The sequence below is a fragment of the Mycoplana sp. 10N416 genome (assembly GCF_056394765.1).
This window is the reverse complement of record NZ_JBFTIM010000006.1, coordinates 51,249-75,549: the sequence shown is the minus strand read 5'-3', so window position 1 is coordinate 75,549 and position 24,301 is coordinate 51,249. Positions and strand designations below refer to the sequence as shown.

The following is a 24,301-nucleotide window of genomic DNA, read 5'->3' as shown; positions in this document are numbered from 1 at the left end:
GGGCGAGCCGCCGATTGTCTGCCCCTGTCTTGAGGTGCCGGGTCCTGTCCCGCCTGACGCGGCGAAGGCGCGTGCGTCCTTTGCCGTCCCAGCGAATGCGGGTTCGAAGGGCTGCTGGACTGGAAATGCGGAGGAGGGGCGATTGTGGGCTGGATCATTTCGATCCGCCGCAGGTGTTGCGGCGACCCGGGTTATCGGCCCTTTTGGATCGCCGCGAATCAGGTGTCGATCCTGATTGGATGACGAGACTGGGGCGGGAAGGGGACTTAAGGGTCTGGAGTTTTGCGCGGGAAAGACAAATCGCCAGGCCGGTCCGATGGGGACTCAGGCCTGGCGATTGGACGCCGTCGTCTTGGGAGTTTGCGGGCGGCGTGCCGTCATTGGGACTTGCCGGCGTGTGACGTCATCTCCGTTTCTTCGTCGGCAGACGGAAAACCGATGTCCTTGCGAATGTCGAAGGGCAGGCTTTCGAGTTCGAGTTCATCGCGGTGGTGGCGCCATGCATTGGCCAGCCGGCTAGCAAGGCCTCGCCACGTGGAGCTCGCGCTGCTGCTGCGAAAATGGCGTCCGCCGCTTGCACTATGAGTGTATGAAAGGCTGGTCATGTTCAGGTTCCTTTCGATCTTGGGAGGATTCGAGAGGTCGCGACCCTTGTCGATCATATTGCCGCGACCTTACTCATCAATCCATCGCATATAATTGATCTCATGCATCAGTTTCTGTCATGCAAATACCGGCCTTCCGACCAGCCGATATCGCGTTTCAGCTCCGGTGAGAGATTCGCGATTTCGTTTTCCCCTTGGCGCCGACGACGCCGGGTGGCGCGTGCGTCGAGATATTGCCGGATCGTGAGGGCAAAACCCTTGCCGACGGCGCGAAGGGCGAACGGAACAACGTTTGCATGTGATTTGCCTGCGGTCATGGCTCATATCCTTTACCGATCAGGTTCCGATGGATTGACTATCGCGCCATATGAGTATTCAATCAAACGAAATGAAATGAGGCATTGGATCAGATAATCTGATAGCGGAGGAAGCCATGAACCTGATGCTGCGCCAGACGCTCCCGCTCCTGGAGCTCGACATTCTCAGGACCTTCGTCGCGATCGCCGAGACCGGAAACTTCACGACGGCGGCTGAAACCGTGCACCGTACGCCGTCCGCGGTGTCGATGCAGATCAAGAAGCTGGAGGAGATGCTGGGCTGCATGCTGTTTCGGCGCGACGCCCGCTCGGTGGTGCTCACCCATCACGGCGAGGTTCTGCTCTCCTATGCGCGGCGGTTGATAGCGCTCAGCAACGAAGCGGTTTCGCGGTTCATGATGCCGGAGATGAATGGCGTGGTGCGCCTTGGCGCTCCTGATGACGTCGGCGAATTGATCCTGCCGGAGGTTCTTCGCCGCTTTGCGGAAACCTTCCCGTCGATCGCCGTCAACGTCTCGATCGAATCAAGCGGGAACCTGCGCCGCGCGGTGGCGGACCGTCGGCTGGATCTGGCGATCTTCAATGCATCCGAAACTGTTGCGCCAGTTCCCGGCGAGATCCTGATGAAAGAACAACTTGTCTGGGCCGGCAAGAAATGCGGCAACGCTCATCTCAAGAATCCGCTTCCTGTTTCCGTCTGGGAGGAGGGATGCATCTGGCGTGCGCGCGCGCTCGAGGAGCTCAGTAAATCGGGACGGGATTTCCGTGTGGCCTACTTCTGCGCCCATCACATGGGGCAGCGCGCGGCTATCCGAGCCGACCTTGCGGTCGCCCCGCTGGCGCGCTTCCTCGTGCAGGACGACATGGTGGCGCTCGGTGTGAAGGATGGACTGCCGGAACTCGGCTACTACCACATCGGTATGGTGGTGGGGGACGACGCGGCAGCGCCGGCGCTTGCCGTGGCCGACTATATCCGCGCGGCCTTCGCGCGCTTCGAGCGCAGTCCCAAGGAAATTCTGCCGCTGGCGTGCTGAAGCGACCCCACGTCATGCCTTCGTGGTGCCGCGGCGCGGGCTGAAAGGTCGCGCCGCCGTCGCGGCACGACCGTCGTTTGTCATGCTTCAGCCGTCGAGTTCCTCGCAGCGGTCGTCCTCAATGACGACGCGTCCATCGCGGATGGAGCCGTGCGGCACCGATGCGCCGCTACTCGCGGCTACGCCGCCGCCGCCGGCCGCCGCCTTCCCCACCGTCGCCGTCCGCCATAACCTTGCGTTCCGGCAGCGTGACCACAGTGGAGAGGTTGGGGAAGGCATCGACCTTGTTCGGCATTGCCATCGCGTTGACGAAGAGCTGCTGGAAATTGCTCTCGAGCGCCGTCTCGATCTTCTCGATCCGGTTGACCGTCTGTTCGATCTCGCGGCGGTGGTCGCGGTTGAGCAGCGCCATCAACGCACCGGTACCGGCGGCGTTGCCGACCGCCTTCACCTCTGCGAGGTCGCAATCCGGGATCAGGCCGAGCACCATGGCGTACTTCGGATCGATGAATGTGCCGAAGGCGCCGGCAAAGCGGATCATGTCGACGTGGTCGATGCCCTGCTTCTCCATCAAGAGCTTGATGCCGGCATAGAGCGCGGCCTTGGCAAGCTGGATGGCGCGAATGTCGCCCTGGGTGACGGTGATGCGCGGCTCGCCATCGTGCAGGAGATAGGAGAAGGTGCGGCCGTTCTGAATGATGCGCGGACTCCGCGCCGCCATCGAACCGTCGACGACGCCGTCTTCCGAGATAATGCCGGAAAGGTACATTTCCGCCACCACTTCGATGATGGCCGATCCACAGATGCCGGTAACGCCGACAGAAGCTGCGGCCTCGGCAAAGTCGTCCTCGTCCGACCACTTGTCGACGCCGATGACGCGGAAGCGCGGTTCGAGGGTGACGGGATCGATCCGCACGCGTTCGATCGCACCGGGTGCGGCGCGCTGGCCGGAGGAAATCTCCGCGCCCTCGAAGGCCGGGCCGGTGGGCGAGGAGGCGGCGACGACGCGGTCCTTGTTGCCGAGCACGATCTCCGCGTTGGTGCCGACATCGACGAGCAGCATCATCTTGTCCTGCTTGTAGGGGGCTTCGGCGAGCGTGGCGCCCGCCGCATCGGCGCCGACATGGCCTGCGATGCAGGGCAGCATGTAGACGCGTCCGCCGCGGTTGACGTCGATGTCGATGTCATGCGCCCAGTATTGCAGTGCCCCAGAGACGGCAAGCGCGAACGGTGCCTGGCCAAGTTCCGTCGGGTCGATGCCGAGGAACAGGTGGTGCATGATCGGGTTGGCAACGAAAACCGCATCGAGGATGTCGTGGCGGTCGACCTGACCTTCGTCGCAGACCTTGCCGATCAGGTTGTTGACGGCCTCGCGCACCGCCTTGGTCATCGCTTCCCGGCCGTCCGGGTTCATCATGACGTAGGAGACGCGGCTCATCAGGTCCTCGCCGAAGCGGATCTGCGGGTTCGAGGTGCCCGACGAGGCGGCGATGCGGCCGGACAGCAGCGAGACGAGATGCATGGCGATCGTGGTCGAGCCGATGTCGCAGGCAATGCCGTAGGCCTCGTTCTTCAGGCCCGGCCAGAGGCCGACGATGAAGGGGCGGGACGAGTCCATGTCGCGGTGGATCGCGGCGGTGACGCCCCAGTTGCCCTTGCGCAGGATCGACTGGAGTTGCGGGATGAGATGCGGGGCGATCAGCGGGTCTTTCCAGCCCCAGTCCTTTTCCAGGATCTGCTTGAGGCGGTCGAGATCACCAAGAGGTTTGTGCATGTCGGGCTCTTCCACCTCGACATAGCAAAGCTGGACGGCGGCGTTACGCTCGATGACGCGGTCGGTTGCGGCCTTGCGGACGACCTGCGCATTGATGACGGTATCCTGCGGAACGTCGACGACGAGATCGCCGAGGATCAGGGCCGAGCACGAGAGCCGTCGGCCGTCCGGAAGGCCGCGGACCTTCTCGTAGCGCTCCTCCTTCGGTCCCTTCTCCGAGATGTGGTCCAGCGAGGAGACGATCTTGTGCTTGGCGAAATTGCCTTCCTGTACCTCGATCTGGCAACGGCCGCACGTGGCCCGCCCGCCGCAGACGCTTTCGACGTAGACGCCCAGCTTGCGCGCGGCGTCGAGGATTGGGGTGCCCACGGGGAAGCGGCCGCGCTTGCCCGACGGCATGAACAGCACGAGAGGGTCCTTCTGCGCGGCTTCGGTCATATTGGTCTCGTTTTCGGATGTGCCATCGATGCGCATGCTGCTTCCGTCTTTCGCCAGGGCCGCTTCCGTCCGGGGACCGAAGCCTGAATAAACGCTACCAGACTGCACCGGAACGCTGCCTGATAGTTGTCAAATCCCGACATGGAAAGATCTGCCAGCATCATTTCCGCCGGCGAAAGCGATTAAAGGCGAAAGGATCTGCGAAGGAGGCCGGGCGTTGCCGCGCATGCGCTTGCGGCGGCCGAGGAGATTACCTTTCTGGCCCGGCGCTGACACGGTCAGAACACGAATTCCACGGAGGTCAGCGGCCAGCATCCGAGCGTCCACTCGATCGGTCGGGACTGTTCGTCGTGATTGATGGCGTTGACCCGGAAAACCGGCGTTCCCGGCGTCAGCTTCAGCATGTCGGCTTCATCCGGCGAGGCAAAGCCGCCGCTGACACGGGTTTCGTGCCGGTGATACTTGGTGATGCCGTAGGCTCGGAAGACATCGGTGACCGATTGCTGCCGCAGATAGACGGCTTCGAAGTCCGGAAAGCGGCTGGCCGGAAAGATCTTGGTGTTGACGTAGAGGGGGTGGCCATCGGCGCTCCGTATCCGACACAGCCGAATGACTTCCTCGTCATCGCCGAGCGCCAGCTTCCTTGCCGCAGCGGTGGCTACGGTCTCGCGGCACAGGACCAGCGTTTGAGTTACGACCTTCTTGCCGCCTGCATTGAAGTTCTCCAGGAACGGGCGGTCGTCCCGAACCGTGAAGACGGAGGGAAGGCTGCGCACGAAAATGCCGACGCCCTTGCGGGCGGTCAGATGGCCTTCGCGCTGCAATTGCTGCAACGCGCGCCGGAGCGTGATGCGGGTCACGCCGAGTTTCTCGGCCATATGATTTTCGCCGGGCAACTGGCTGCCCGGCGTCAGGAAATTGTTTTCGATCAGCCCGAGGATGTGGTCGTAGATCTGCTGCCAGATCGGCATGTCGTTGCGCGGCCGGACGACGACGTCCTCGAAGCCGGTCAGGAGATCGGTGCCCTTGTCGAGTCCGGGAGCCGAGCCGGTGCTTGTCTTCATGCCCGGGCGCCTTCCGCCATTCGTGTCATGGAGGGGGCGGACAGTCCGTGGCCGCCGGCGGAATAGACCAGGTCGCCGCCAACCATTGTCGCGACCACGTGCGGATGCGTTGGGTCGCTGGCATCGACCAGGATCATGTCCGCCCGCATGCCCGGTCGCAAGGTACCCCGGTCTTCCAGGCCGGCTGCCTTGGCGGCATTGGTCGACACCAGGGCCCAGGTTTCAGCCAGATCGCCGAAGTCGGGCCGGGCCAGTTTGAAGGCGGCGTGGAGGGGCGACGGATAGTGATAGTCGCTGGCAAGCACGCTGCAGAACCCGGCGCGGACGGCATCCGTTGCGTCGAGTGCGCCGTTATGGCTGCCGCCGCGCACGACGTTTGGGGCGCCAAGGACGATGTGTTCCCCCGCCGCGCGCGCCGCTTCAGCGGTCTCGCGATTGAGCGGAAACTCGGAGGTCATGACGCCCAGCTGCCGGAATTTCAACCGTTCCTCCGGCGAGGCCTCGTCGTGCGCGAGCAGAATGTTGCCCGAAGACCTGGCCGCCCCCGCGAGTTGGTCGATGGCGGCCGGCACCTCGGCGCGCCGTGACCAGACGCTGTCGAGCAGCGCCGTGTAGGCCTCCTGGCTCAGCCCCGAGCGCGATGCCATCTGGCCGATCTTGCGGGCGATCGTGCCCTTCATGACCGTGCCGGTCGTGTGGTCGTTGAGCGCGATGATCGGCCTGGGGTCGAGCGACAGCCACTGCATGACCAGCGGCAACTGGTCCAGTGCAAAGGTTTCCCAGCGCAGATGCAGGCGGGTGTCGCATCGCAGCGAAGGGCGCATTCGCATCAGTTCCGCGATCAGGTCCGCTGCCGCCTCCACCGAACGCAGACCCGGTTCCCACGAGATGGTGACGCCGTGAAAGGCGGTGGTGATGCCGTTCGCCACGAGCTGCCGGTCGGTGTCGCGAAGCGCAAGCGCCGTATCGAAGCGCACGCCGGGCCTCGGCATGATCTGGCGTTCAAAGCCGTCGCCATGGATGTCGACAATACCGGGAAGCACCAGAAAGCCCTCCGCTTCGATGACCTGTGTGGCGCTATCGGGGGTCGAGACGATCTGCCCCTCTGCGACGTGAATGTCGGCGGACGACAAGCGGTCTCCGGCGAGCGCGCGGCCGCCCCTGATGGTCCAGTGCATCTGCGATCCTTATGGGTAATTCATCTCACGGCAAGGTGTCATGCAGGCGTCATCTGCTGTCTATACAGGTATCGCGTCGAACGCATCCTGTCTACACAGCAGAGGAAAAATCATGATCCGCAAATTCGCAGCCGCCCTTGCGCTTACGCTTGCAACCGCAATGCCGGTCCTTGCCGATCCCGTTAAATTCGCAGTCACCGACATCGAGGGTCTTGAAGCGTTGCAGCAGGAGTTCGGCGCCTTCGAGGTTGCGCTGGAAGAAGCCACCGGTCTCGAGATCGAGCTTTATCCCGTCGCATCCCGCACCACGGCCGTCGAGGCGTTGAATTCGGGCCAGGTCGATCTGGTTCTGACCGGTCCTGCCGAGTACGTCGTCATGAAGGAACTCAGCCAGTCCAAGATCGTCGTGGCCTGGCAGCGCCCGGACTACTTCGCCCAGATCGCGGTTCTGGCCGATGGTCCGATCCGCTCGATCGAGGACCTGAAGGGCAAGAAGGTCGCCTTCGGCTCCGTCGGCTCCACCTCGCAGCATCTCGGCCCGGCCCAGGCGCTCGCAGACTTCGGCCTGAAATATGGAACGGATTACGAGCCGGTCATCATCTCCCGCAACGTCGCCGCCGAGGCCCTGACCCGCGGCGACATTGCCGCCATCGGCCTCAACTTCGGCCATCTCGCTTCCGTGCGCGAAGCATTTCCCGACAAGGCCTTTGCCGTGATTGCCCGTGGCCGCGACCTGCCGAACGACATCCTGGTCGCGCGCAAGGACATCTCGGATGAGGTCTTCAATGCCGTGCGCGATGCCTTCGCAGCCAAGGGCAACGAACTGATGCAGGCCGTTCTGACCGGTGAGGACAACAAGAAGTTCAAGGGCGGCTTCTTCCTGACCGACGTCAAGGACAGCGACTACGACTATGTCCGCTCGATGTACCGCACCATCGGCGTCGAAACCTTCACCGACTTCGTCAACTGAGCATATCGCTCCATCTCCGACCTTGGAGGCAGCCGGATCAGCCGGCTGCCTTCGTCGCAACAAGCAATCTTCCAGCGACCAGGATACCTACAATGAGCGAGATCATTTGCGCCCGCGGCGTTACGAAGAAATATGCGGACGGGAAGACGGTCTTTTCCGGAATCGAACTGATGGTGTCCGCCACCCAGCGGGTTGCGCTGATCGGCTCCAACGGCGCTGGAAAATCGACGCTTCTCAAATGCCTGATCGGGCTCCTGCCGCTCAATGGCGGCGAGGTCCGCACTCTCGGCGAGAGCATCGGAGTCACATCCTCGCCGCGCCAGTTGCGAAGGTTGCGGCAGCGCATCGGCGTGGTGTTCCAGCATCATGGCCTGGTCGCCCGGCAGTCGGTCCTGACCAACGTCGTGCAGGGCAAGCTCGGCCTGGCGGGTGCCTGGCACGCCTGGCACCAATCGATTGCCCGGCAGCAATGGCGCAGTGACGCGCACGAAGCCCTGAGCCAGGTCGGCCTCTGCCACAAGGCTGCGGCACGGGCGGATGAATTGTCCGGCGGCCAGGCACAACGTGTCGCAATTGCTCGGGCGCTGGTCCGAAAACCGAAGCTCCTGATCGCCGACGAGCCGGCGGCAAGTCTCGATCCGGCCTCCGGCCGCGATGTCATGGCGCTCTTTTCACAGCTGTCGCAAGAGAGTGGCACCACATTGATCTACACGACGCACGACATGGACCATGCGCTCGAATTTTCCGACCGCATCATCGCCCTGAAATCCGGCTCCATCCTCTTCGACCAGCCGACCGCGAACGTGACGCGCGCAGCTCTCCAGGAGGTCTTCCATGGCTGAGAGCGCACTGCCGGCGCGCTTGACGCGCCTATCGCCGCTGTCCTTTGCACTTCTGGTCGCAGCCGGCGCACTGCTTGTTGCGTCCCTGCAGCAGGTGGCGCCGTCGCCGGCGCAACTGGCCCAGGGCGGCCCCCGGATGGCGGAACTGGTCGGGCGCATGTTGCCGCCCAATCTCGAGAGCGCCTTCCTGCAGCGCGTGTTCTGGCGGATGATCGAGACCTTCCAGATTGCGCTGGTCGGGACGGTCATCGGGGTCGCGATCAGCCTTCCGATCGCCTGGCTTTCGTCCAAGGCGATCTCGCCGGTGGGCGTCTTCCGGCATTTCTTCAAGATGCTCGTCTCGCTGTTCCGCACCGTGCCGGACCTGGTGTGGGCGCTGATCTTCGTTGCCTCCGTCGGGCTGGGGGCGGTGGCAGGGACGATGACGATCATGGTGGACACGATCGGCTTCTGCGGCCGCTTCTTCGCCGAAGCCATGGAGGATGCCGACGAGAAGCCGCAGGAGGCGCTGTTCGCGATCGGCGCAAGTCGGCTCTCGGTGCTGTGCGGGGCGGTGCTGCCGGATGCGATGCCCTCGCTCATCAATACGACGTTGTTCGCGCTGGAGAAGGCGGTCCGTGCTTCGGTGGTGCTCGGACTGGTCGGCGCCGGCGGCATCGGTCAGGAGTTGAAGGTCGCCTTCGATCTTTTCCAGTACAAGAACGCTTCCACCATCATTCTGGTGATCTTCGCCATCGTGCTGGTCATGGAATTCGTTACCGATCGCCTCCGGGCTCGGGTGCGTTAGCCGAATAGTACAGCGGCGCAATATAGGCCCAACCGGTCAACCGCAACGAGTTCCAGGTCTCGGTGAGCGAGTTGTCAACGGCGGCGTCATCGCCGGCCAAGACCAGGCGACTTCAAGCCAGGTCAAGTGCCTGGGCAAGATCAGCGATCAGGTCGTCCGGATGCTCGATGCCGATCGACAGGCGGATCGTTGAAACCAGCACGCCGATGCGTTGGCGCACCTCCACCGGTACGCCTGAATGCGTCATGGTCGCCGGGTGGCTGGCAAGCGATTCCGTCCCACCCAGGCTGACGGCAAGCTTGAAAATCTGCAGGGCATTCAGGAAGCGGTAGGACGCCGGCTGCCCGCCCCGGATGTCGAAGGAGAAGGTCGAGCCTGCTCCGGTGCATTGGCGTTGGAAAAGCCTGCCGACCGGGCCGTCAGGATCTTGATACGGAAGATAGTGGATCGTTTCGACCTTGGGGTGATCGCGCAGATAGTCGGCGACCAACCGGGCATTGGCGTCCGCCTTCTCCATGCGGATCGACAGGGTTTCGAGCGAACGGCCAAGCATCCAGCAGGAATGCGGATCGAGTTGGGTGCCGATCGCACCGCGTAGCGCCTTGACCGGTTTCATCACTGTCCTCGCGCCGAGTGCTGCGCCGGCGATAAGGTCGGAATGACCGCCGACATACTTGGTCAGCGAATAGAGGGAGATATCTGCACCATGTTCGATCGGGCGCTGAAACACGGGCCCGAGCAGTGTGTTGTCGCAGGCGACGATTGGTCGATGCCCCTGGCTCTTGCCGATGGCGTCCGCGAGACGGCTGACCATCGCGACATCCACCAGGCTGTTGGTGGGATTGGCGGGCGTCTCGATCAGGATAACGGACACGCGGCCTTTGCTTATCGCGTCATCGGCGGCTGTTCGCAGCGCCGACTCGTCCGTGCCGTCGGCGAAACCGACGGCGTTGACGCCCAGATTGAGCATGGTCCGGGCCAGCAGGGTCTCGGTGCCGCCGTAAAGCGGTTGGGAGTGCAGCACCACATCGCCGGGGCGGACGAAGGCCAGCAGCGTCGTGGCTATGGCCGACATGCCGGAGGAGAAGAGGGCGCAACTTTCCGTCCGCTCGTACAGGGCAAGACGATCCTCGACGATCTCGCTGTTGGGGTGATTGAAGCGGGAATAAACAAGACCGCTCGCGGTTCCAGCCGGCGGCTCGCGGCGTCCGGCGGTGTAGTCGAAAAAGTCACGCCCTTCTTCGGCAGAACGGAACACGAAGGTTGAGGTCAGAAATACCGGCGGCTTGACCGCGCCCTCCGACAACTCCGGATCGTAACCGTAGTTGAGCATTTGCGTTTCTGGATGGAGTTCGTGGTTTCCGATACGGGTCTTGGGCGGGCGAGGAGCAGTCATGGGAGTCTCCTTTCGGCGTCGACGCGACAGCGCATGGCCTCAGCTTCTCAGGGGACACAGAAAATTGCGAGCGAAATCATGCACCGCAAACATGGGCCATGCAACTTTCGGCTGCGCCACGCGATCGTTGCCTCAGGAGGTAAGCGGGCTCACGCGTCGCCCTTCCTTGTTGACCGCCAAGAGACGCAAACGGCCGCCAATGCCGAGGGCGGCACGGGCGACCGGATTGGTGGCGGGGCATCAAACCGGCAAGGGCCGATACTGCCGCTTTCACTTGTTATGACCGCAGAATCATGCGGCGAGGGGAGCGGCCAGTTGCTTCATCGCGGCGAGGACCTTGGGGCTACTCTGCCCTTGCGCCGGCGCGGGCTGCGCGACCACCACGTCGGCCTGCCGCGGGGGCTGGTGCGGCAGACGCTGCTGCGCCACCCTCGGCGGCCGGCTTGTGGTCGCGGTAGGTCATGATCCAGTTGGTGCAGTTCGCATCGGTGCCGTTGAGGACGTTGGCGGCGCGCACGGCTTCCATTTCCTGCGGACGGCAGGGGTTCATGATCGCGCTCGTCATGCCGGCGCCGATGACCATCGGGATGAAGCCGGCATTGATGCCGTGGCGGTGCGGCAGGCCGAAGGAGATGTTGGAAAGGCCGCAGGTCGTGTTGACCTTCAGCTCCTCACGCAGCCGGCGCAGCAGCGCAAAAACCTGGCGGCCGGCGTCGCCGAGCGCGCCGATCGGCATGACGAGCGGATCGACGACAACGTCGTGAGGCTTGATGCCGTGGTCCATTGCGCGCTCGACGATCTTCTTGGCGACGGCGAAGCGGACGTCCGGATCCATCGAGATGCCGGTCTCGTCGTTGGAGATGGCGACGACCGGCACGTCGTACTTCTTGACCAGCGGCAGGATCGCCTCGAGCTTCTCTTCCTCGCCGGTGACGGAGTTGACGAGCGGGCGGCCCTTGGCGACCTTCAGGCCGGCCTCGATGGCGGCCGTCACGGAGCTGTCGATCGCCAGGGGGATATCGACGAGGCCCTGGACGATCTCCAGCGTCTTGACGAGCAGGCCCGGTTCGGTCTCGTTCGGGTTGACCGAGGTGACCCCGGCGTTGATGTCGAGCATGGTGGCGCCGGCGGCGACCTGCTCGAGCGCGTCCTTGATCACCGTATCAAAATTGCCTTCGATCATCTCGGCTGCGAGCTTCTTGCGGCCGGTCGGGTTGATGCGCTCGCCGATCACGCAGAAAGGCTGGTCGAAGCCGATGACGATCTCGCGGGTGGCGGAAGCGACGATGGTGCGGGTCATGAATTGTCCTCTGCTCGGGCGCGCAAGCTATCGCGCGGAAAATGGTTTATGGGACGGCGCGTTTCGATTGCGAGCGCGTCAATGGGTGTGCGTGGCGGCGATTTCCGCCATTTCCTGCTGGTTCTGTTCCTTGCCCTCGCGCACCGCCTCGATGCGCTCGGCAACCATCTGGTCGACGGGGTTCGGCTCGCGCTTCCAGGGCTTGCGCCCCTTGAGAACACCGGATTCATGGACGATCTCGGCGACATACTCCTCCTGGCGATAGGCCATGACGTGGACGCCGGAGACGCCTTCGATTTCCTTCACCTCGTTGATGATGTCGATGCAGAGCTGCTTGCCTTCCTTCTTCTGGTCCTGCGCGCCTTCAAGGCGGGCAATTACGGAGTCGGGAATGTGGATGCCCGGCACGTTGGAGCGAATCCACTTGGCGGTCTTCGCAGACGCCATCGGGCCGACACCGACGAGAATGAAGCATTTTTCATGCAGGCCGAGGTCGCGCACCTTCTTCATGTATTCCTTGAACATCGGCACGTCGAAGCAGTACTGGCTCTGGACGAACTGGGCGCCCGCCTCGATCTTCTTGGCGAGGCGATAGGGGCGGAAGTCGTAGGGCGGGGCGAAGGGATTGATCGCAGCGCCGAGAAAGACCTTGGGAGGCGAGGTGAGCTTGCGCCCGGACAGGAATTTCGAGTTGTCGCGCATGATGCGCACCGTTTCGAGCAGCGACATGCAGTCGAGGTCGAAGACCGGCTTGGCGCCGGGCTGGTCGCCGGCCTGCACACCGTCGCCGGTCAGGCACATGATGTTGGCCACGCCCATCGCGGCGGCGCCCAGCACGTCACCCTGGATGGCGATGCGGTTCTTGTCGCGGCAGGCGATCTGCATGATCGGCGCGTAGCCCATGCGGGTCAGAAGCGCGCAGATGCCGACCGACGACATGTGGCAGTTGGCGCCGGAGGCATCGACCGCATTGATGCCGTCGACCCAGCCGTCGAAGATCGCCGCGCGTTCGTAGACGTCTTCCGGGTTGGCGCTGTCTGGCGGGTTCAACTCGGCGGTAACGGCGAATTCGCCGCGCCGCAGCACGCGTTCCAGTCGGCCGAGCGAAGAGTGGCCGTGCAGGGGATCGAGCGGCAGGTGCGCGCCGAGCGGGTTCTCGTCTCTCTGGGCCATGGTTCAGGCGTCCTTTCCGGCTGCGGCTTCACCGGCCGCGGCGGCTTCCGCCGTCACGCGCAGCCAGGATGAAGTTTCGCGCAACGACTGGTTCACCGGCTTCTGGACGTCCATGATGGCATTTCCTTTGACCATGTTCTGCGAGCCCTTCCACGCCTGTACCCAGACGCAGGGCATGTCCGGCTCGACTTCGCAATTGCCGTTCGCCCGCACGCCGCCGCAGGGGCCGTTGCGCAGTTGCTTGGGGCAGTTCATCGGACACGACATGCCGGTGGACGACAGCGCGCACTGGCCGCACATGCGACAGTCGAACAGGAAGCCCTTGACGTGACGTTCCACGAAGGTGATCGGCCGCTCGACACGCTCGTAGCCGAAGAACTTCCACACCGGGTGCAGGAGAAGGAAGGCCTCGGCGAAGCGGCTGTAGAACCACTCGAAAAAACGCGAATGGCGGACCGACCACAGTCGAACCGTGTATTTGCTGCGGGAACGCCGGCTTGGCGAAACACCGGCGGGCGTGAAGGCGCCGGTCTTGGCCTTGGTCGCCGCGGCGGCATTTCCCGGCATCTGCCGTTGCTCAGCCATTTTCGCGTCCCCCCGCCTTCACGAGAGCGACGAGGCGCTCGCGGTCGTAGGCGGCCTCGAGCTCGGCAGCCGCGCTGTCGGCCTCCGCCTCGAGATCGTCGGAAACGGGCACCGGATCGGCCTTGCGCCATTCGGCGAGGTAGTCGTCGGTTTCGGCGGCGCCGGTGCGCATGGCGCACATGTCGATCGCCTCGGTGAAGCGCAGCGAAAGTTCGCGCTTGGCGGTCGTGCGACCCTTCTTGATGATGACCTGGGCGGGAATGTCGCGCCAGTAGACGATGATGCGATCTGCCATTTGGAATGTTCTCCTCGGTCCCGACAATGCTTCCAGACCGGGTACACGGGCTGCACTCGCCACGACCGGGTCTCGCTCAAAAGCGACGTCGAAATTGACCGGTGGAGAAATCTACCAGATGCCTCGTCTGATCCCGTTCCACACCCATGTCCAAATGGTGGGATGATACCACTGCCGGGACGTCATGGCCGTCGATTCCTGCGGGCGCAGGTCGCCCGACAGCGCCGCGCCCACAGCGCGCACGGCGATGCTGGTTCCGGCCGCCGTCAACAACAGCGGATAGGTGTGCATCGTGTCCTTCGTGGAGGGGGTCACGCGCGCCTGATAGAGGACCCCGCCGGTATCGACGCCTGCATCCACCAGATGGACGGTGGCGCCGAAGTTCGCCTCGTCCCGCATCACCCGCGACCAGTAGCCGCCCTGCTGGCCGCGATAGGCGGGGTTGATGCCGGCGTGGAAATTCAGCACGGGGCAGGGGATCGCCTCGAGGGTCGACTGCTTCAGCAGCCGGCAGCTGACGAGGAAGAGGACGGCCGGTTTCAGTTCATCGATCAGCCGCTGGAAATCCGGCCCGTTCACGCAGCCGACCTTCAATCTCTTCAGCGACGGATCCGGCTGCGGGTCGACATGAAACTGGCGGATGATTTCCTCTGCTCTCTTCCGCGTGAAGGGCTTGCCGAATTTCGACGCCGCCATCGTGGCCATCTGGCCGATCGCCTGCGGCCAGCCGAACCGGCGCGCCTTCTGGCGCAGCATCTGTTTTTTCGATTCCGGCTCTTCCTCGATCACTACGAGATTCGGGAAGTGGCGCTTGAGGGTATTGATGAGGATTTCCGGATTGGGCCCGCCCTGGGTCAGGACGACGACGCGCGCTCCCGAGTTGGCTGGAGTCTCGGGCAAAGGGGAGGGATCGCCGAGTGCAAGATTGGTGCTGGCCACAAATTGTTGCGTGTCGACCGTCATTTCCGCCATGTGCCCCGGTGCTGCGCCTGTCTCCCGGCAAGAAGTGCTCCTTGACAGGTTTCCTGCGAAGAAAGGCGCAAAATGGTTACGATTTTCTGATGGCGCTCTAGAGTCGGGTCAGGGCGGAAGTAAGGTCGCCATAGCCGGTGAAGCGATACTCGTATTCGAGGCCAAGATAGTCGGCGGCCTCTTTCGCTTTCCGCTGCAGGTTCTCGTCTTCCAGTTGGGAGAGATAGACGAGCTTTCGGTAGTTGCCGAAGTACATGGGCTTCAGTTGCGGATGCCGGTCGAGGCCGAGCGGCTCGATCACGAAAGCCTCGAACTGGCGGGCAAGGAAGTCGGTGAGGAAGAACGACGTCACGTCGTCGTCGTTTTCCGCAAACGCGGCGTTGCCGGCAAAGAACGAATAGCAGTGCGGGCCTTCTATGCGCTCGACACCCTCGCGCTCGCACAACGCGTCGAGCTGGCCCCCGGTGCCGCAATCCGCATAGCCGACGAAGATCCGCTCGATTCCCTCGGCGCGGGCCTCGGCGATCGCGTTTTTGACGCCGGGCGCGATCTTCTCGGGATAGGCATGCCAGATCGCCGGAAGACACTGGAGTTCAATGTGGTCGAGCCCGTTGGCTTTATTGATGGCGATGATCTCGCGCGCGATGGCTCCGCATGCGATGACGCGAACCTTTTCCTTTTTCGCGCGTTGATGCGTAGAATTCTCGCTGCACACTTCGGTTTCAACAGCATCCATAGAAGGGCTCCGACCATGACTGCGAAAACCATGACGAAGATCTGCGTCGTCCTCGCCACGCTTCTTACGCTGAGCGCCTGTGCCAACACCATTCGCGGCATGGGCCAGGACACCGCCAACACCGTCAACGCGACCGAAAATGCCGGCAAACGGGTCGCCCATGCGGCTCAATAGGCCCAGGATAGGGGCCTGACGGCGCGCCCGCAAGGGCGATGGATCCGGCATCCGTTGGTCCCGGTTGCGGGCTAACGGATGAAATCGAATTGCGCGCCGCTCCTTCTGGGTGCGGCGCGCAATCTACATTCGTCAGGCGCCAGCCAGCATGTTGTGCTTGCGCTTCATGAACTCCTTGGCGGTCTCGACGGCGACCGCCGCGTCGCGGCAGTAGGCGTCGGCACCGACGGCCTTGCCGAACTCCTCGTTCAGCGGCGCGCCGCCGACCAGCACGACGTAGTCGTCGCGCATGCCCTTTTCCTTCATGGTGTCGATGACGACCTTCATGTAGGGCATCGTCGTGGTCAGAAGGGCGGACATGCCGAGGATGTCCGGCTGCTCGCGCTCGATGGCCTCAAGGTAGTTCTCGACCGGGTTGTTGATGCCGAGATCGATGACGTCGAAGCCGGCACCTTCCATCATCATGCCGACGAGGTTCTTGCCGATGTCGTGGATGTCGCCCTTGACGGTGCCGATGACCATCTTGCCCTGCTTCGGCGCACCGGTGGCGGCGAGCAGCGGGCGCAGGATCGCCATGCCGGCCTTCATTGCGTTCGCCGACAGCAGCACTTCCGGGACGAACAGGATACCGTCGCGGAAATCGACGCCGACGATGCGCATGCCTTCGACGAGCGCCTGCGTCAGGACGTCGTAAGGTATCCAGCCACGCTCGAGGAGGATGTTGGTCCCTTCCTCGATCTCCTCCTTGAGGCCGTCGTAAAGATCGTCATGCATCTGCTGCACGAGTTCTTCGTCGGAGAGCTCCGAGAGAATGATTTCGTCGTCTGCCATGTCGTGTTTCCTCTCCATTCGCGCGGCGGACTTGGGCCGGTCGTCCTCCAGTGTTATCTGCGTTGCCGGCGCGATCCGATTTTGAAAGCGACGTCGCATAGAGCGAAAAGCGACCAAGGCATCATTGCGTGACGCCGCTTTCTCAGCGGGAGCCGGGCATGCGTCCGGTGTCCCGCGTGCGCCACTCGTTGGCGCATTGAGACCCGTCCCGAGTCGGGTGCTTGGTAGCATATGGGTGACAGGCGCCGGAGTGCGCGGCATAACTGAGGATAGACGGACATGAGTTTGACGACAGAGCAGCCGGAAGGCGAAGGTGGCGGTCGCCGCGCACGCGGCGAGGGACGGGGTGCAGCCGCACGCCGTGCTTCACGTTCCGGCGGCGGTCCCGGCCCGTCACTGCCCTATATCACGCGCAAGATCCGCGAATACGAGGTGCTTGACGAGGAGGCGCTGCAGCTCATCGAGCGCAATGCCGACACCGTGCTCGAAGAGGTCGGCATCGAGTTCCGCGACGACGCCGAGGCGTTGGCATTGTGGAAGGAAGCCGGTTGCGAGATCAAGGGCGAGCGGGTGCACTTTCCAAAGGGCCTCTGCCGCGAGTTGCTCAAGACCGCGCCGAAGACCTTCACATGGCATGCCCGCAATCCCGCCCGCAATTGCGAGATCGGCGGCAAGGCCACGGTGTTCGCACCGGTCTACGGCCCGCCCTTCGTGCGCGACCTCGACGGCAACCGCCGCTATGCGACGATCGAGGACTTCCGCAACTTCGTGAAACTCGCCTACATGGCGCCGTCGATGCATTCGTCGGGCGGCACGGTCTGCGAGCCGGTCGACATCCCGGTGAACAAGCGTCACCTGGACATGGTCTACAGCCACATCAAGTATTCCGACAAGCCGTTCATGGGCTCGGTCACCGCGCCCGAGCGCGCCGAGGACACGATCGCCATGGCGAAGATCGTCTTCGGCGACGAGTTCGTCGAGAAGAATTGTGTGACGCTGAACCTGATCAACGCCAACTCGCCGATGGTGTTCGACGAAACCATGGTCGGAGCGCTGAAGGTCTATGCCCGCCACAACCAGGCCTCCGTCGTTTCGCCGTTCATCCTGTCCGGCGCGATGAGCCCCGTAACCGTGGCCGGCACGCTGACGCAGATCCTTGCGGAAGTGCTGGCCGGTGCCGCCTTCACCCAGCTGATCCGGCCCGGTTCGCCGGTGCTGTTCGGCACGTTTGCCGCTTCGATCTCGATGCAGTCGGGGGCGCCCACCTTCGGCACGCCGGAGCCGTCGCTGGTTTCCTACGGTGCCGCCCAGCTCGCGCGCCGTCTCGGCCTGCCGTTCCGTACCGGCGGCTCGCTTTGCGGCTCCAAGGTTCCGGACGCCCAGGCCGCCCATGAATCGGCCAACACGCTGAACATGACGCTGCTCGCCGGCACGAACTTCGTGCTGCACGCGGCCGGCTGGCTCGAAGGCGGCCTGATCTCGTCCTACGAGAAGTTCATGATCGACCAGGACCAGCTCGGCATGATGCAGAAGATGGCCGAGGGCGTCGATCTTTCGGAAAACGCGCAGGCGCTGGACGCTATCCGCGAAGTCGGTCCCGGCAGCCACTACCTGGGCTGCGCGCATACGCAGGCCAACTTCCAGACCGCCTTCTACCGCTCGCCGCTCGCCGACAACAATTCGTTCGAGCAGTGGGAAATCGAGGGCCAGAAGCGGATCGAGGAGCGCGCCAACGCACTTTGCCGCTCATGGCTGGAGCACTACGAGGCGCCCTACCTCGATCCGGCGATCGACGAAGCGCTGCTCGAATACATGGCCAAGCGCAAGGACTCGATGCCCGACGCCTTCACTTGAAAGGCTCCCGAACGCGCCAGGGAGCAAGGCGGAGCGGCAAACGTGGCAGACATGATCCAGAAGGAAGTCTGGCGGCCGCACTACGAATTGCAGGGACCGAAGCCGAAATGACGGCATCGCTTCCGACAACCGAGATGATCCGTGCGGCTTTCGAGCCGCACGGTCTTTTTTTGCGTGGTATCGTCGACCTCTCCGGCGACGAAGCCCCGCCGGCGCTGGAGAATGGAGCGCGCGCCGGGAGCGTGGTTCTGATCAGCCATATGGGCAGCTCGCTCTGGCCGGCCTTCCGTGAATGGCAGGCGGGGCAATCGGATCGCGGCGGCAGCGACCCGCTGGATGCATGGTCAAAGGCGGTCATCGGTCCCGTGGCTGCAGCGCTCGGAGCCACCGCATGGTATCCCTCGGACCCGCCCTGGCAGCCCTTCCAGCAATGGGCGATGCGGGCGGAGGGGCTCCGTCCGTCGCCACTCGGCATCCTGATCCATCCGCAATTCGGCCTCTGGCACGGCTATCGCGGCGCCCTCGGGTTTGCACACGCGCTGGGTCAGATTGATCAGCCAAAGGGCGCTCACCCATGCGATGACTGTCAGGACCGACCGTGCTTGAGCACCTGTCCCGTAACGGCGGTTGCGGTCTCCGGATTTGACGTTGCGTCCTGCCGCACCCATTTGCGAACGACCGCAGGCGATCAGACGTGCATGACGGTCGGCTGTCTGGCCCGCGCCGCCTGTCCGGTGGGGGCCGAGTACCGCTATGTCGATGATCAGTTGCGCTTCCACATGGACGCGCTTTCCCTTTGAGATGGCGCGTACCCGCGCAAGTTCTCGTGCCGAACGCGTCGAGGAGACGATGATCCGCACTGTGTGTGCCGTCCTGCTTCTGCTGCTGCTTTTTGGTGTCGGCGCCGCGCGCGCCGGCGATCATTGCCGGGAGGTCGTCCATCTGTCCGAGGCGTACACCGTCTGCACCTTCGACCCGGCCTTGGAGACGATCCGCATCTACGGCGTTCCGGATGGATCGACGCAGCCTGCCACTTACGGCGCGCTCCGCGACCTCCTCCGCGACAACCGCGAGGCCATGGTCTTCGGCATGAACGGCGGTATGTATCACCCCGACTATTCGCCCGTCGGATTGCTGGTCGAGAACGGGCGTTTGCGCACACCGCTCAATCACGACGATGGAACCGGCAACTTCTTCCTGAAGCCGAACGGGGTGTTCTACGTCGGCCGCGGGACGGCCGGGGTGATGGAGAGTGAAGCTTATGGCGCGGCGAAGCCGGAGCCGCTCTATGCCACCCAGTCCGGTCCGATGCTGGTCATCGACGGCAGCATCCATCCGCGTTTCCTGCCGCAGAGCGACAGCCTGAACATCCGAAACGGCGTCGGTATCCAGCCGGACGGTCGCGTCGCATTTGCGATTTCGCATCGGCCGGTGCGGTTCTTCGACTTCGCGACGCTGTTCCGCGATCGCCTCGGCTGTCAAAGCGCGCTCTATCTCGACGGCAGCATTTCCAGCCTTTACGCACCGGAAGTGTTGCGCAACGATCGGTCTGCGAGGATGGGGCTGATCGTGACGGTCGTTGGAGGCTTGCCGTATTGATCGACGTTCAGTCTTGATCGGCGGTGCAGCACGCTTTTGCGGGCATCACGCCTTTGGAAAGGCATTCGCCAAGCCGCCGGAGCGGGTGAGGCCGCTGCGGAAGGCATTGTAGGCGGCATGCTGGCTGGACCTTGCCGCCTCCATGAGGCGCGCTTGGAGCCGCGCCGGGGCCTGTTGGCCCATCCACCCGCCAAGCCTTTCCAGCTTCAGCGAATTCAGAAAATGCGCTGCGGCTGCGCGATCGAGATGCAGGGCCAACCCTTCAAGCAGGTTTTCGTCCTGATGGGTGTGTTCCATCAGCAGGCGCAGGAAATCCTGTTCGGTCTCGCCGAGCTCGGACAGCTTGTCTGCGATCGTTTCCCTGTCCGGCAAGGCGGCAAATCCTGCGTTCATTGGCCCGATCTCCTGGCGAATCTCTCTCGGGTCATCTGGATAGTTCAGGGGTTGGAAGCGTGCAAGGCGTCCAAGTTCGGTGAGTGTCAATTTCTAAACAAGAAATACAATATTGACAAAATGTCTAATTCGCATGATATGCGGCGCATGCTCGAACATCCCTCCCACCTAAAATTGAAAACTCTTCACGGCTCGGCGGCTGCGGCCATCAGCGCGCTGCTCTATCCCCATGCTGAGGTTGTTCTCCATGACCTTGCAACGCGGAGGATCGCGGGAATCTGGAATGCCTTTTCCGGTCGCCGGCCGGGTATGGATTCGCTTGTCGAGGACGAGTTCGTCGACGACGGCGAGACCACACTGCTCGGGCCGTACGAGAAGATCGGCACGGATGGCCGCAGGCTGAAATCGGTGACGGCGGTGCTGCCGGACGGCGAGGGCCGGGCGATCGGATTGCTTTGCATCAACATGGACGTCTCGCGGATCGATGAAGCCGTGCGGTTGCTTTCGGCATTCGCAGGAACGCCGCAGCCGCAACCGGCATCGCTGTTTGCGAGCGACTGGCGCGAGGCGATGAATGTCGCGCTGCACGATTGGCTCCGGAAGCGCGGGCTGTCGCTGTCCGCGCTGAAGCGGCCTGATCGCGTCGACCTGGTCGCCGCACTCGAGGCACGCGGCCTGTTCAAGACGCGCAACGCGGCCGAACACCTCGCCGGCCTGACCGGCACCTCCCGCGCCTCGATCTATAACTACCTCGCCGACGCACGCCGGATGAGCGCAGAGAAGGATACCTGACGTGACCATGCTTCCCGATTTCCGCCTGGAAACCCACTTCTCCCGCTGGGAGTTCACCGCCCGCTTCAACATGGCCGCCAGCGATTGCGAGACGCTGACGCTGCGCGACCTGCTGGCGCTGGCCGACGAGGATGACCGTGCCGCCTGGGAGGATCTGACGCTCGGCTACACGCCGACCTGGGGCGCGCCGGACCTGCGGGAGACCATCGCATCGACCTATGGAGGGTTGTCCGGCGCCGACATCCTGACCTTCGCCGGCGCGGAGGAGGGGCTCTACTGCGCCATGCTCGCGCTGCTCGGGCCTGGCGATCATGCGATTGTCACGGTGCCGAACTACCAGTCGATGGAGACACTGCCGGTCACGATCGCCGGCTCTGTCACCGGCGTAGCCCTGCGGCCCGAGAACGGCTGGCAGCTCGACCTCGACGACGTCCGCGCCGCACTGCGGCCGGAGACGAAGCTGATCGCCGTGAACTTCCCGAACAATCCGACCGGCGTCGTCCTCGACGGTTCGGTCTTTGCCGGGCTTGTCGAACTCTGCCGCGAGCGCGGCATCCATCTCTTCAGCGACGAGGTCTACTACGGTCTCGAGCGCGACGAGGCGCGCCGCCTGCCGCAGGCGGCCGAGGTCTACGAGAAAGGCGTGTCGCTCAATGTGATGTCGAAGGCCTATGGCCTGGCGGGACTGCGCATCGGCTGGATCGGCAGCCGCGACCACGCGCTGTTGCAGCGCATGGAGCGGATGAAGCATTACCTGTCGATCTGCAACGCGCGCCCTTCCGAAGTGCTGGCGCGGATCGCCCTGAAGGCGCGCGAGACGATTCTCGCCCGTACGCGCGGCATCAGCGCTGCCAACGCTCAGACGCTGACAGCTTTCTTCGGCGATCACGCCGATCGCTACGAATGGAGTGCCCCCGACGCTTGCGTCGCGTTCGTGCGCTATCTCGGCCGCGATGGGGTGGAGGAGCATTGCCGGCGGCTGGTGGAGGAGGCAGGCGTGCTGCTCCTGCCCTCCAGCCTCTTCGTCTCCGAACTTCTGCCAGTACCGCAAGACCGATTCCGTGTCGGATTCGGGCGACAGGATATGCAGGCGGGGCTCGAAGCCTGGCGCCGGTTCCTGGAAACGGCGTAGGGGCAGCAAGTTTCGTCCGCTTCGCCCCTCATCCGCCTGCCGGCACCTTCTCCCCGCGCGCGGGGAGAAGGACGGAAATCGCGGCGTTCCACTTCCCTCTCCCCGCTTGCGGGGAGAGGGCCAGGGTGAGGGGCAGCTTGCCTGCGGCTTGGCAGCAATTTCGATGGAAGGCGAGTCGAGGCCGCCCGCCTTGGCTAGCGGGCGACGGCGGGTGCCGGGCCGGAATTGTCCGTCAGCAGAAGCCGAATGCCGAGACCGACCATCACCAGCCCGGTGAAACGCTCCTGCCATGCCAGAAGCCGCGGCCACCGATAAAGCAACTGGCCGACCGACCCCGCAGTCACGGCGACGGATCCCAGCGAGAAGATCCCGGCCAACTTCTGTATCGACCCTAGAACCAGAAGCTGCACCCAGACGGGACCGGCTGCCGGGTCGAGGAACTGCGGCAGGAAGGCGAACATGAACAGCAGGGACTTGGGGTTGGTGAGATTGTTGATCGCGCCCTCGCGAACGGCGGACCAGCCGGAGACCGCCCTGACGGCAATCTTTCCGTCGGACCGGTGTGCTAAACTTGCCCAGATCATCCTGCCGCCAAGATAGACCAGGTAGAAGGCGCCGGCCCACTGGAGGAGGAGAAGCGCTGCCGGATAGGCGCGCAGCAGGGATGCCAGGCCGAGGACCAGCAACCCCACCTGAACCACGCCGGACACGAATATCATCCCGACAACGGTCAGTATGGCGACCTTGCGTCCCTGGCCGACGCCGCGAGCCACGATCAGCATCATGTCCGGCCCCGGCGTGATTTCGAGGACTGCCAGTGCAACAAGAAAGGTCAGGAACGTCGAAGCATCCGGCATCGGTAGATCTCATCCAGTGACGCGCTGCTAAAGGCGCGCCGCACCAGTATCACTTTGGATCCGATCGAAAAAGCCGCCCGCCATTTCGGCAGGGCGGCTGATTTTTGGCGTGGAAGTCGGTTTCAGGCCCGTGCGCGCCGGCCGCGTTCGCGTGCAGGCGCAGATGCGCTCTCGTTCGCCGACTTGTTCCGAAGCGGGCCGATGGCCTCGACAATCATCTCGAGCGTCGGCCGTTCGCGCGGCTCATGGGCGTCGAGCGCCTGGCGCATTGCCGCAAGGTGCTCACAGGACGTGCCGCAGCAGCCGCCGATGATACGGGCGCCGGCGTCGCGGGCGAGGCGCGCATACTCGGCCATCAGCGGCGGGGTGCCGGAATAGTGGATCACGGCGCCGCGATACTCTGGGATGCCGCAGTTGCCCTTGACGACGATCGTCGCTGACGGATCGGCGCCGGTCATGTCGAGCAGGGAGGAGAGAATGTCGGAGGCGCCGACGCCGCAATTGGCGCCAACAGCGAGCGGACCCGAGCCGATGTCACTGGCGACATCGTGAATGTCCTTCGGATGCAGGCCCATCATCGTCTTGCCGGCGGTGTCGAACGAGCCGGTATAGACGAAGGGCAGGCCGACCTTCACCGCCGCTTCGGCCGCGGCGCGGATCTCCTCCGGCGAGGACATGGTTTCGATCCAGGCGACGTCGGCGCCGCCGGCCTTGAGGCCCTCGATCTGTTCGGCAAATGCGGTGACTGCGTCCTCGTAGGTCAGCGCCCCGAGCGGGATGAGCAGCTCGCCCGTCGGGCCGACGGAGCCGGCGACGATGACCGTACGCGGCGCCGCATCAGCAACCGCGCGGGCGATTTCAGCGGCGCGCTTGTTCAGGTCGAAGACGCGGTCCTGCGCCTTGTGCAGCTTTAAGCGGTGGCGCGTACCGCCGAAGGTGTTGGTCAGGATGATATCGGCACCCGCTTCGACGAAGTCCTGGTGCAGCTTGGTGATGTTCTCCGGCTTTGCCTCGTTCCACAGTTCGGGTGCCTCGCCGGCCTCCAGCCCCATGGCGAAAAGCGAGGTACCGGTTGCGCCATCGGCAAGGAGGAACGGCTTTTCCGCAAGCAGGGCCGCCAGTGCGTTCGTTTCAGTTGTCATCAGGTCTTCCTTGTCGTGCCGGCAGAGGCCGTTTGCAGCCCGAATTCGGTCATCTCGAGAT

At 63.8% G+C, this 24,301-nt stretch carries 26 protein-coding genes; 10 read left to right on the top strand and 16 right to left on the bottom strand.

What is annotated here, in order from left to right; translation table 11 throughout:
- Positions 1 to 377: 377 nt before the first annotated feature.
- Complete coding sequence (locus tag AC1DDS_RS13735) at positions 378 to 662, bottom strand: hypothetical protein (RefSeq protein WP_477479410.1); 285 nt, start codon at positions 660 to 662, stop codon at positions 378 to 380.
- Positions 663 to 712: 50 nt separating this feature from the next.
- On the bottom strand, positions 713 to 922 hold the full coding sequence (locus AC1DDS_RS13730) for a hypothetical protein (RefSeq protein ID WP_477479409.1): 210 nt from the start codon (positions 920 to 922) through the stop codon (positions 713 to 715).
- Between the two features lie 116 nt (positions 923 to 1,038).
- Between AC1DDS_RS13730 and AC1DDS_RS13725 the strand changes: the two genes are divergently transcribed.
- The gene (locus tag AC1DDS_RS13725; protein WP_310415892.1) at positions 1,039 to 1,956 is read left to right on the top strand and encodes a LysR family transcriptional regulator; all 918 of its coding nucleotides are present in this window, start codon (positions 1,039 to 1,041) and stop codon (positions 1,954 to 1,956) included.
- A gap of 169 nt (positions 1,957 to 2,125) precedes the next feature.
- On the opposite strand, the gene AC1DDS_RS13720 is transcribed toward AC1DDS_RS13725, so the two are convergent.
- From AC1DDS_RS13720 to AC1DDS_RS13710, 3 genes are all read right to left on the bottom strand, one after another.
- Positions 2,126 to 4,204 (bottom strand): ASKHA domain-containing protein, encoded by a 2,079-nt coding sequence (locus AC1DDS_RS13720; protein WP_477479408.1) that lies wholly within the window; start codon positions 4,202 to 4,204, stop codon positions 2,126 to 2,128.
- 242 nt (positions 4,205 to 4,446) lie between these two features.
- Positions 4,447 to 5,232, bottom strand: a complete 786-nt coding sequence (gene phnF, locus AC1DDS_RS13715; RefSeq protein WP_477479407.1) for a phosphonate metabolism transcriptional regulator PhnF — start codon at positions 5,230 to 5,232, stop codon at positions 4,447 to 4,449.
- Positions 5,229 to 6,410, bottom strand: coding sequence for an alpha-D-ribose 1-methylphosphonate 5-triphosphate diphosphatase (locus AC1DDS_RS13710; protein WP_477479406.1), 1,182 nt, complete (start codon positions 6,408 to 6,410; stop codon positions 5,229 to 5,231). The genes phnF and AC1DDS_RS13710 overlap by 4 nt, the downstream gene beginning before the upstream one ends.
- Positions 6,411 to 6,522: 112 nt before the next feature.
- On the opposite strand from AC1DDS_RS13710, the gene AC1DDS_RS13705 reads away from it, so the two are divergent.
- The 3 genes from AC1DDS_RS13705 to phnE all read left to right on the top strand — a co-directional run bounded on the left by AC1DDS_RS13705 (position 6,523) and on the right by phnE (position 9,009).
- Entirely contained in the window at positions 6,523 to 7,380 is an 858-nt protein-coding gene (locus AC1DDS_RS13705) for a PhnD/SsuA/transferrin family substrate-binding protein (protein WP_477479405.1), read from the top strand.
- Between the two features lie 92 nt (positions 7,381 to 7,472).
- The gene (locus tag AC1DDS_RS13700; protein ID WP_477479404.1) at positions 7,473 to 8,222 is read left to right on the top strand and encodes a phosphonate ABC transporter ATP-binding protein; all 750 of its coding nucleotides are present in this window, start codon (positions 7,473 to 7,475) and stop codon (positions 8,220 to 8,222) included.
- Entirely contained in the window at positions 8,215 to 9,009 is a 795-nt protein-coding gene (gene phnE / locus AC1DDS_RS13695; protein ID WP_477479403.1) for a phosphonate ABC transporter, permease protein PhnE, read from the top strand. Before AC1DDS_RS13700 ends, phnE begins: the two co-directional genes overlap by 8 nt.
- A gap of 112 nt (positions 9,010 to 9,121) precedes the next feature.
- Here phnE and AC1DDS_RS13690 read toward each other — a convergent pair whose 3' ends face one another.
- The 7 genes from AC1DDS_RS13690 to AC1DDS_RS13660 all read right to left on the bottom strand — a co-directional run bounded on the left by AC1DDS_RS13690 (position 9,122) and on the right by AC1DDS_RS13660 (position 15,466).
- Positions 9,122 to 10,405 (bottom strand): cystathionine gamma-synthase family protein, encoded by a 1,284-nt coding sequence (locus AC1DDS_RS13690; protein ID WP_477479402.1) that lies wholly within the window; start codon positions 10,403 to 10,405, stop codon positions 9,122 to 9,124.
- Between the two features lie 343 nt (positions 10,406 to 10,748).
- Positions 10,749 to 11,705, bottom strand: coding sequence for a methyltetrahydrofolate cobalamin methyltransferase (locus AC1DDS_RS13685; protein WP_477479401.1), 957 nt, complete (start codon positions 11,703 to 11,705; stop codon positions 10,749 to 10,751).
- Positions 11,706 to 11,783: 78 nt separating this feature from the next.
- Positions 11,784 to 12,878: a methylenetetrahydrofolate reductase gene (locus AC1DDS_RS13680; protein WP_477479400.1), complete on the bottom strand. Its 1,095-nt coding sequence runs from the start codon at positions 12,876 to 12,878 to the stop codon at positions 11,784 to 11,786.
- Positions 12,879 to 12,881: 3 nt separating this feature from the next.
- A complete protein-coding gene (locus tag AC1DDS_RS13675; RefSeq protein WP_477479399.1) occupies positions 12,882 to 13,463 on the bottom strand; it encodes a methylenetetrahydrofolate reductase C-terminal domain-containing protein in 582 nt (193 codons plus the stop codon).
- Positions 13,456 to 13,758: a virulence factor gene (locus tag AC1DDS_RS13670; RefSeq protein WP_374839660.1), complete on the bottom strand. Its 303-nt coding sequence runs from the start codon at positions 13,756 to 13,758 to the stop codon at positions 13,456 to 13,458. Before AC1DDS_RS13670 ends, AC1DDS_RS13675 begins: the two co-directional genes overlap by 8 nt.
- 111 nt (positions 13,759 to 13,869) lie before the next feature.
- The gene (locus AC1DDS_RS13665) at positions 13,870 to 14,730 is read right to left on the bottom strand and encodes a formyl transferase (RefSeq protein ID WP_477479398.1); all 861 of its coding nucleotides are present in this window, start codon (positions 14,728 to 14,730) and stop codon (positions 13,870 to 13,872) included.
- A 97-nt stretch (positions 14,731 to 14,827) separates the two neighbouring features.
- The gene (locus AC1DDS_RS13660; RefSeq protein WP_477479397.1) at positions 14,828 to 15,466 is read right to left on the bottom strand and encodes a DUF1638 domain-containing protein; all 639 of its coding nucleotides are present in this window, start codon (positions 15,464 to 15,466) and stop codon (positions 14,828 to 14,830) included.
- Between the two features lie 15 nt (positions 15,467 to 15,481).
- On the opposite strand from AC1DDS_RS13660, the gene AC1DDS_RS13655 reads away from it, so the two are divergent.
- Entirely contained in the window at positions 15,482 to 15,640 is a 159-nt protein-coding gene (locus AC1DDS_RS13655; RefSeq protein WP_310415853.1) for an entericidin domain-containing protein, read from the top strand.
- A 132-nt stretch (positions 15,641 to 15,772) separates the two neighbouring features.
- Here AC1DDS_RS13655 and AC1DDS_RS13650 read toward each other — a convergent pair whose 3' ends face one another.
- Positions 15,773 to 16,471: a corrinoid protein gene (locus AC1DDS_RS13650; protein ID WP_310415849.1), complete on the bottom strand. Its 699-nt coding sequence runs from the start codon at positions 16,469 to 16,471 to the stop codon at positions 15,773 to 15,775.
- A gap of 279 nt (positions 16,472 to 16,750) precedes the next feature.
- Between AC1DDS_RS13650 and AC1DDS_RS13645 the strand changes: the two genes are divergently transcribed.
- From AC1DDS_RS13645 to AC1DDS_RS13635, 3 genes are all read left to right on the top strand, one after another.
- The gene (locus tag AC1DDS_RS13645; RefSeq protein ID WP_477479396.1) at positions 16,751 to 18,325 is read left to right on the top strand and encodes a trimethylamine methyltransferase family protein; all 1,575 of its coding nucleotides are present in this window, start codon (positions 16,751 to 16,753) and stop codon (positions 18,323 to 18,325) included.
- A gap of 107 nt (positions 18,326 to 18,432) precedes the next feature.
- Complete coding sequence (locus AC1DDS_RS13640; protein WP_477479395.1) at positions 18,433 to 19,125, top strand: ferredoxin; 693 nt, start codon at positions 18,433 to 18,435, stop codon at positions 19,123 to 19,125.
- A 49-nt stretch (positions 19,126 to 19,174) separates the two neighbouring features.
- A complete protein-coding gene (locus AC1DDS_RS13635) occupies positions 19,175 to 19,924 on the top strand; it encodes a phosphodiester glycosidase family protein (protein ID WP_477479394.1) in 750 nt (249 codons plus the stop codon).
- Positions 19,925 to 19,969: 45 nt separating this feature from the next.
- On the opposite strand, the gene AC1DDS_RS13630 is transcribed toward AC1DDS_RS13635, so the two are convergent.
- Positions 19,970 to 20,317 (bottom strand): hypothetical protein, encoded by a 348-nt coding sequence (locus tag AC1DDS_RS13630; protein WP_477479393.1) that lies wholly within the window; start codon positions 20,315 to 20,317, stop codon positions 19,970 to 19,972.
- Positions 20,318 to 20,464: 147 nt separating this feature from the next.
- Between AC1DDS_RS13630 and AC1DDS_RS13625 the strand changes: the two genes are divergently transcribed.
- Positions 20,465 to 21,109: a helix-turn-helix transcriptional regulator gene (locus tag AC1DDS_RS13625; RefSeq protein WP_477479392.1), complete on the top strand. Its 645-nt coding sequence runs from the start codon at positions 20,465 to 20,467 to the stop codon at positions 21,107 to 21,109.
- 1 nt (position 21,110) lies between these two features.
- The gene (locus AC1DDS_RS13620; protein WP_477479391.1) at positions 21,111 to 22,241 is read left to right on the top strand and encodes an aminotransferase class I/II-fold pyridoxal phosphate-dependent enzyme; all 1,131 of its coding nucleotides are present in this window, start codon (positions 21,111 to 21,113) and stop codon (positions 22,239 to 22,241) included.
- A gap of 194 nt (positions 22,242 to 22,435) precedes the next feature.
- On the opposite strand, the gene AC1DDS_RS13615 is transcribed toward AC1DDS_RS13620, so the two are convergent.
- On the bottom strand, positions 22,436 to 23,098 hold the full coding sequence (locus AC1DDS_RS13615; protein WP_477479390.1) for a LysE family translocator: 663 nt from the start codon (positions 23,096 to 23,098) through the stop codon (positions 22,436 to 22,438).
- Between the two features lie 122 nt (positions 23,099 to 23,220).
- The gene (gene bmt / locus AC1DDS_RS13610; protein WP_477479389.1) at positions 23,221 to 24,240 is read right to left on the bottom strand and encodes a betaine--homocysteine S-methyltransferase; all 1,020 of its coding nucleotides are present in this window, start codon (positions 24,238 to 24,240) and stop codon (positions 23,221 to 23,223) included.
- Positions 24,241 to 24,301: the final 61 nt, after the last annotated feature.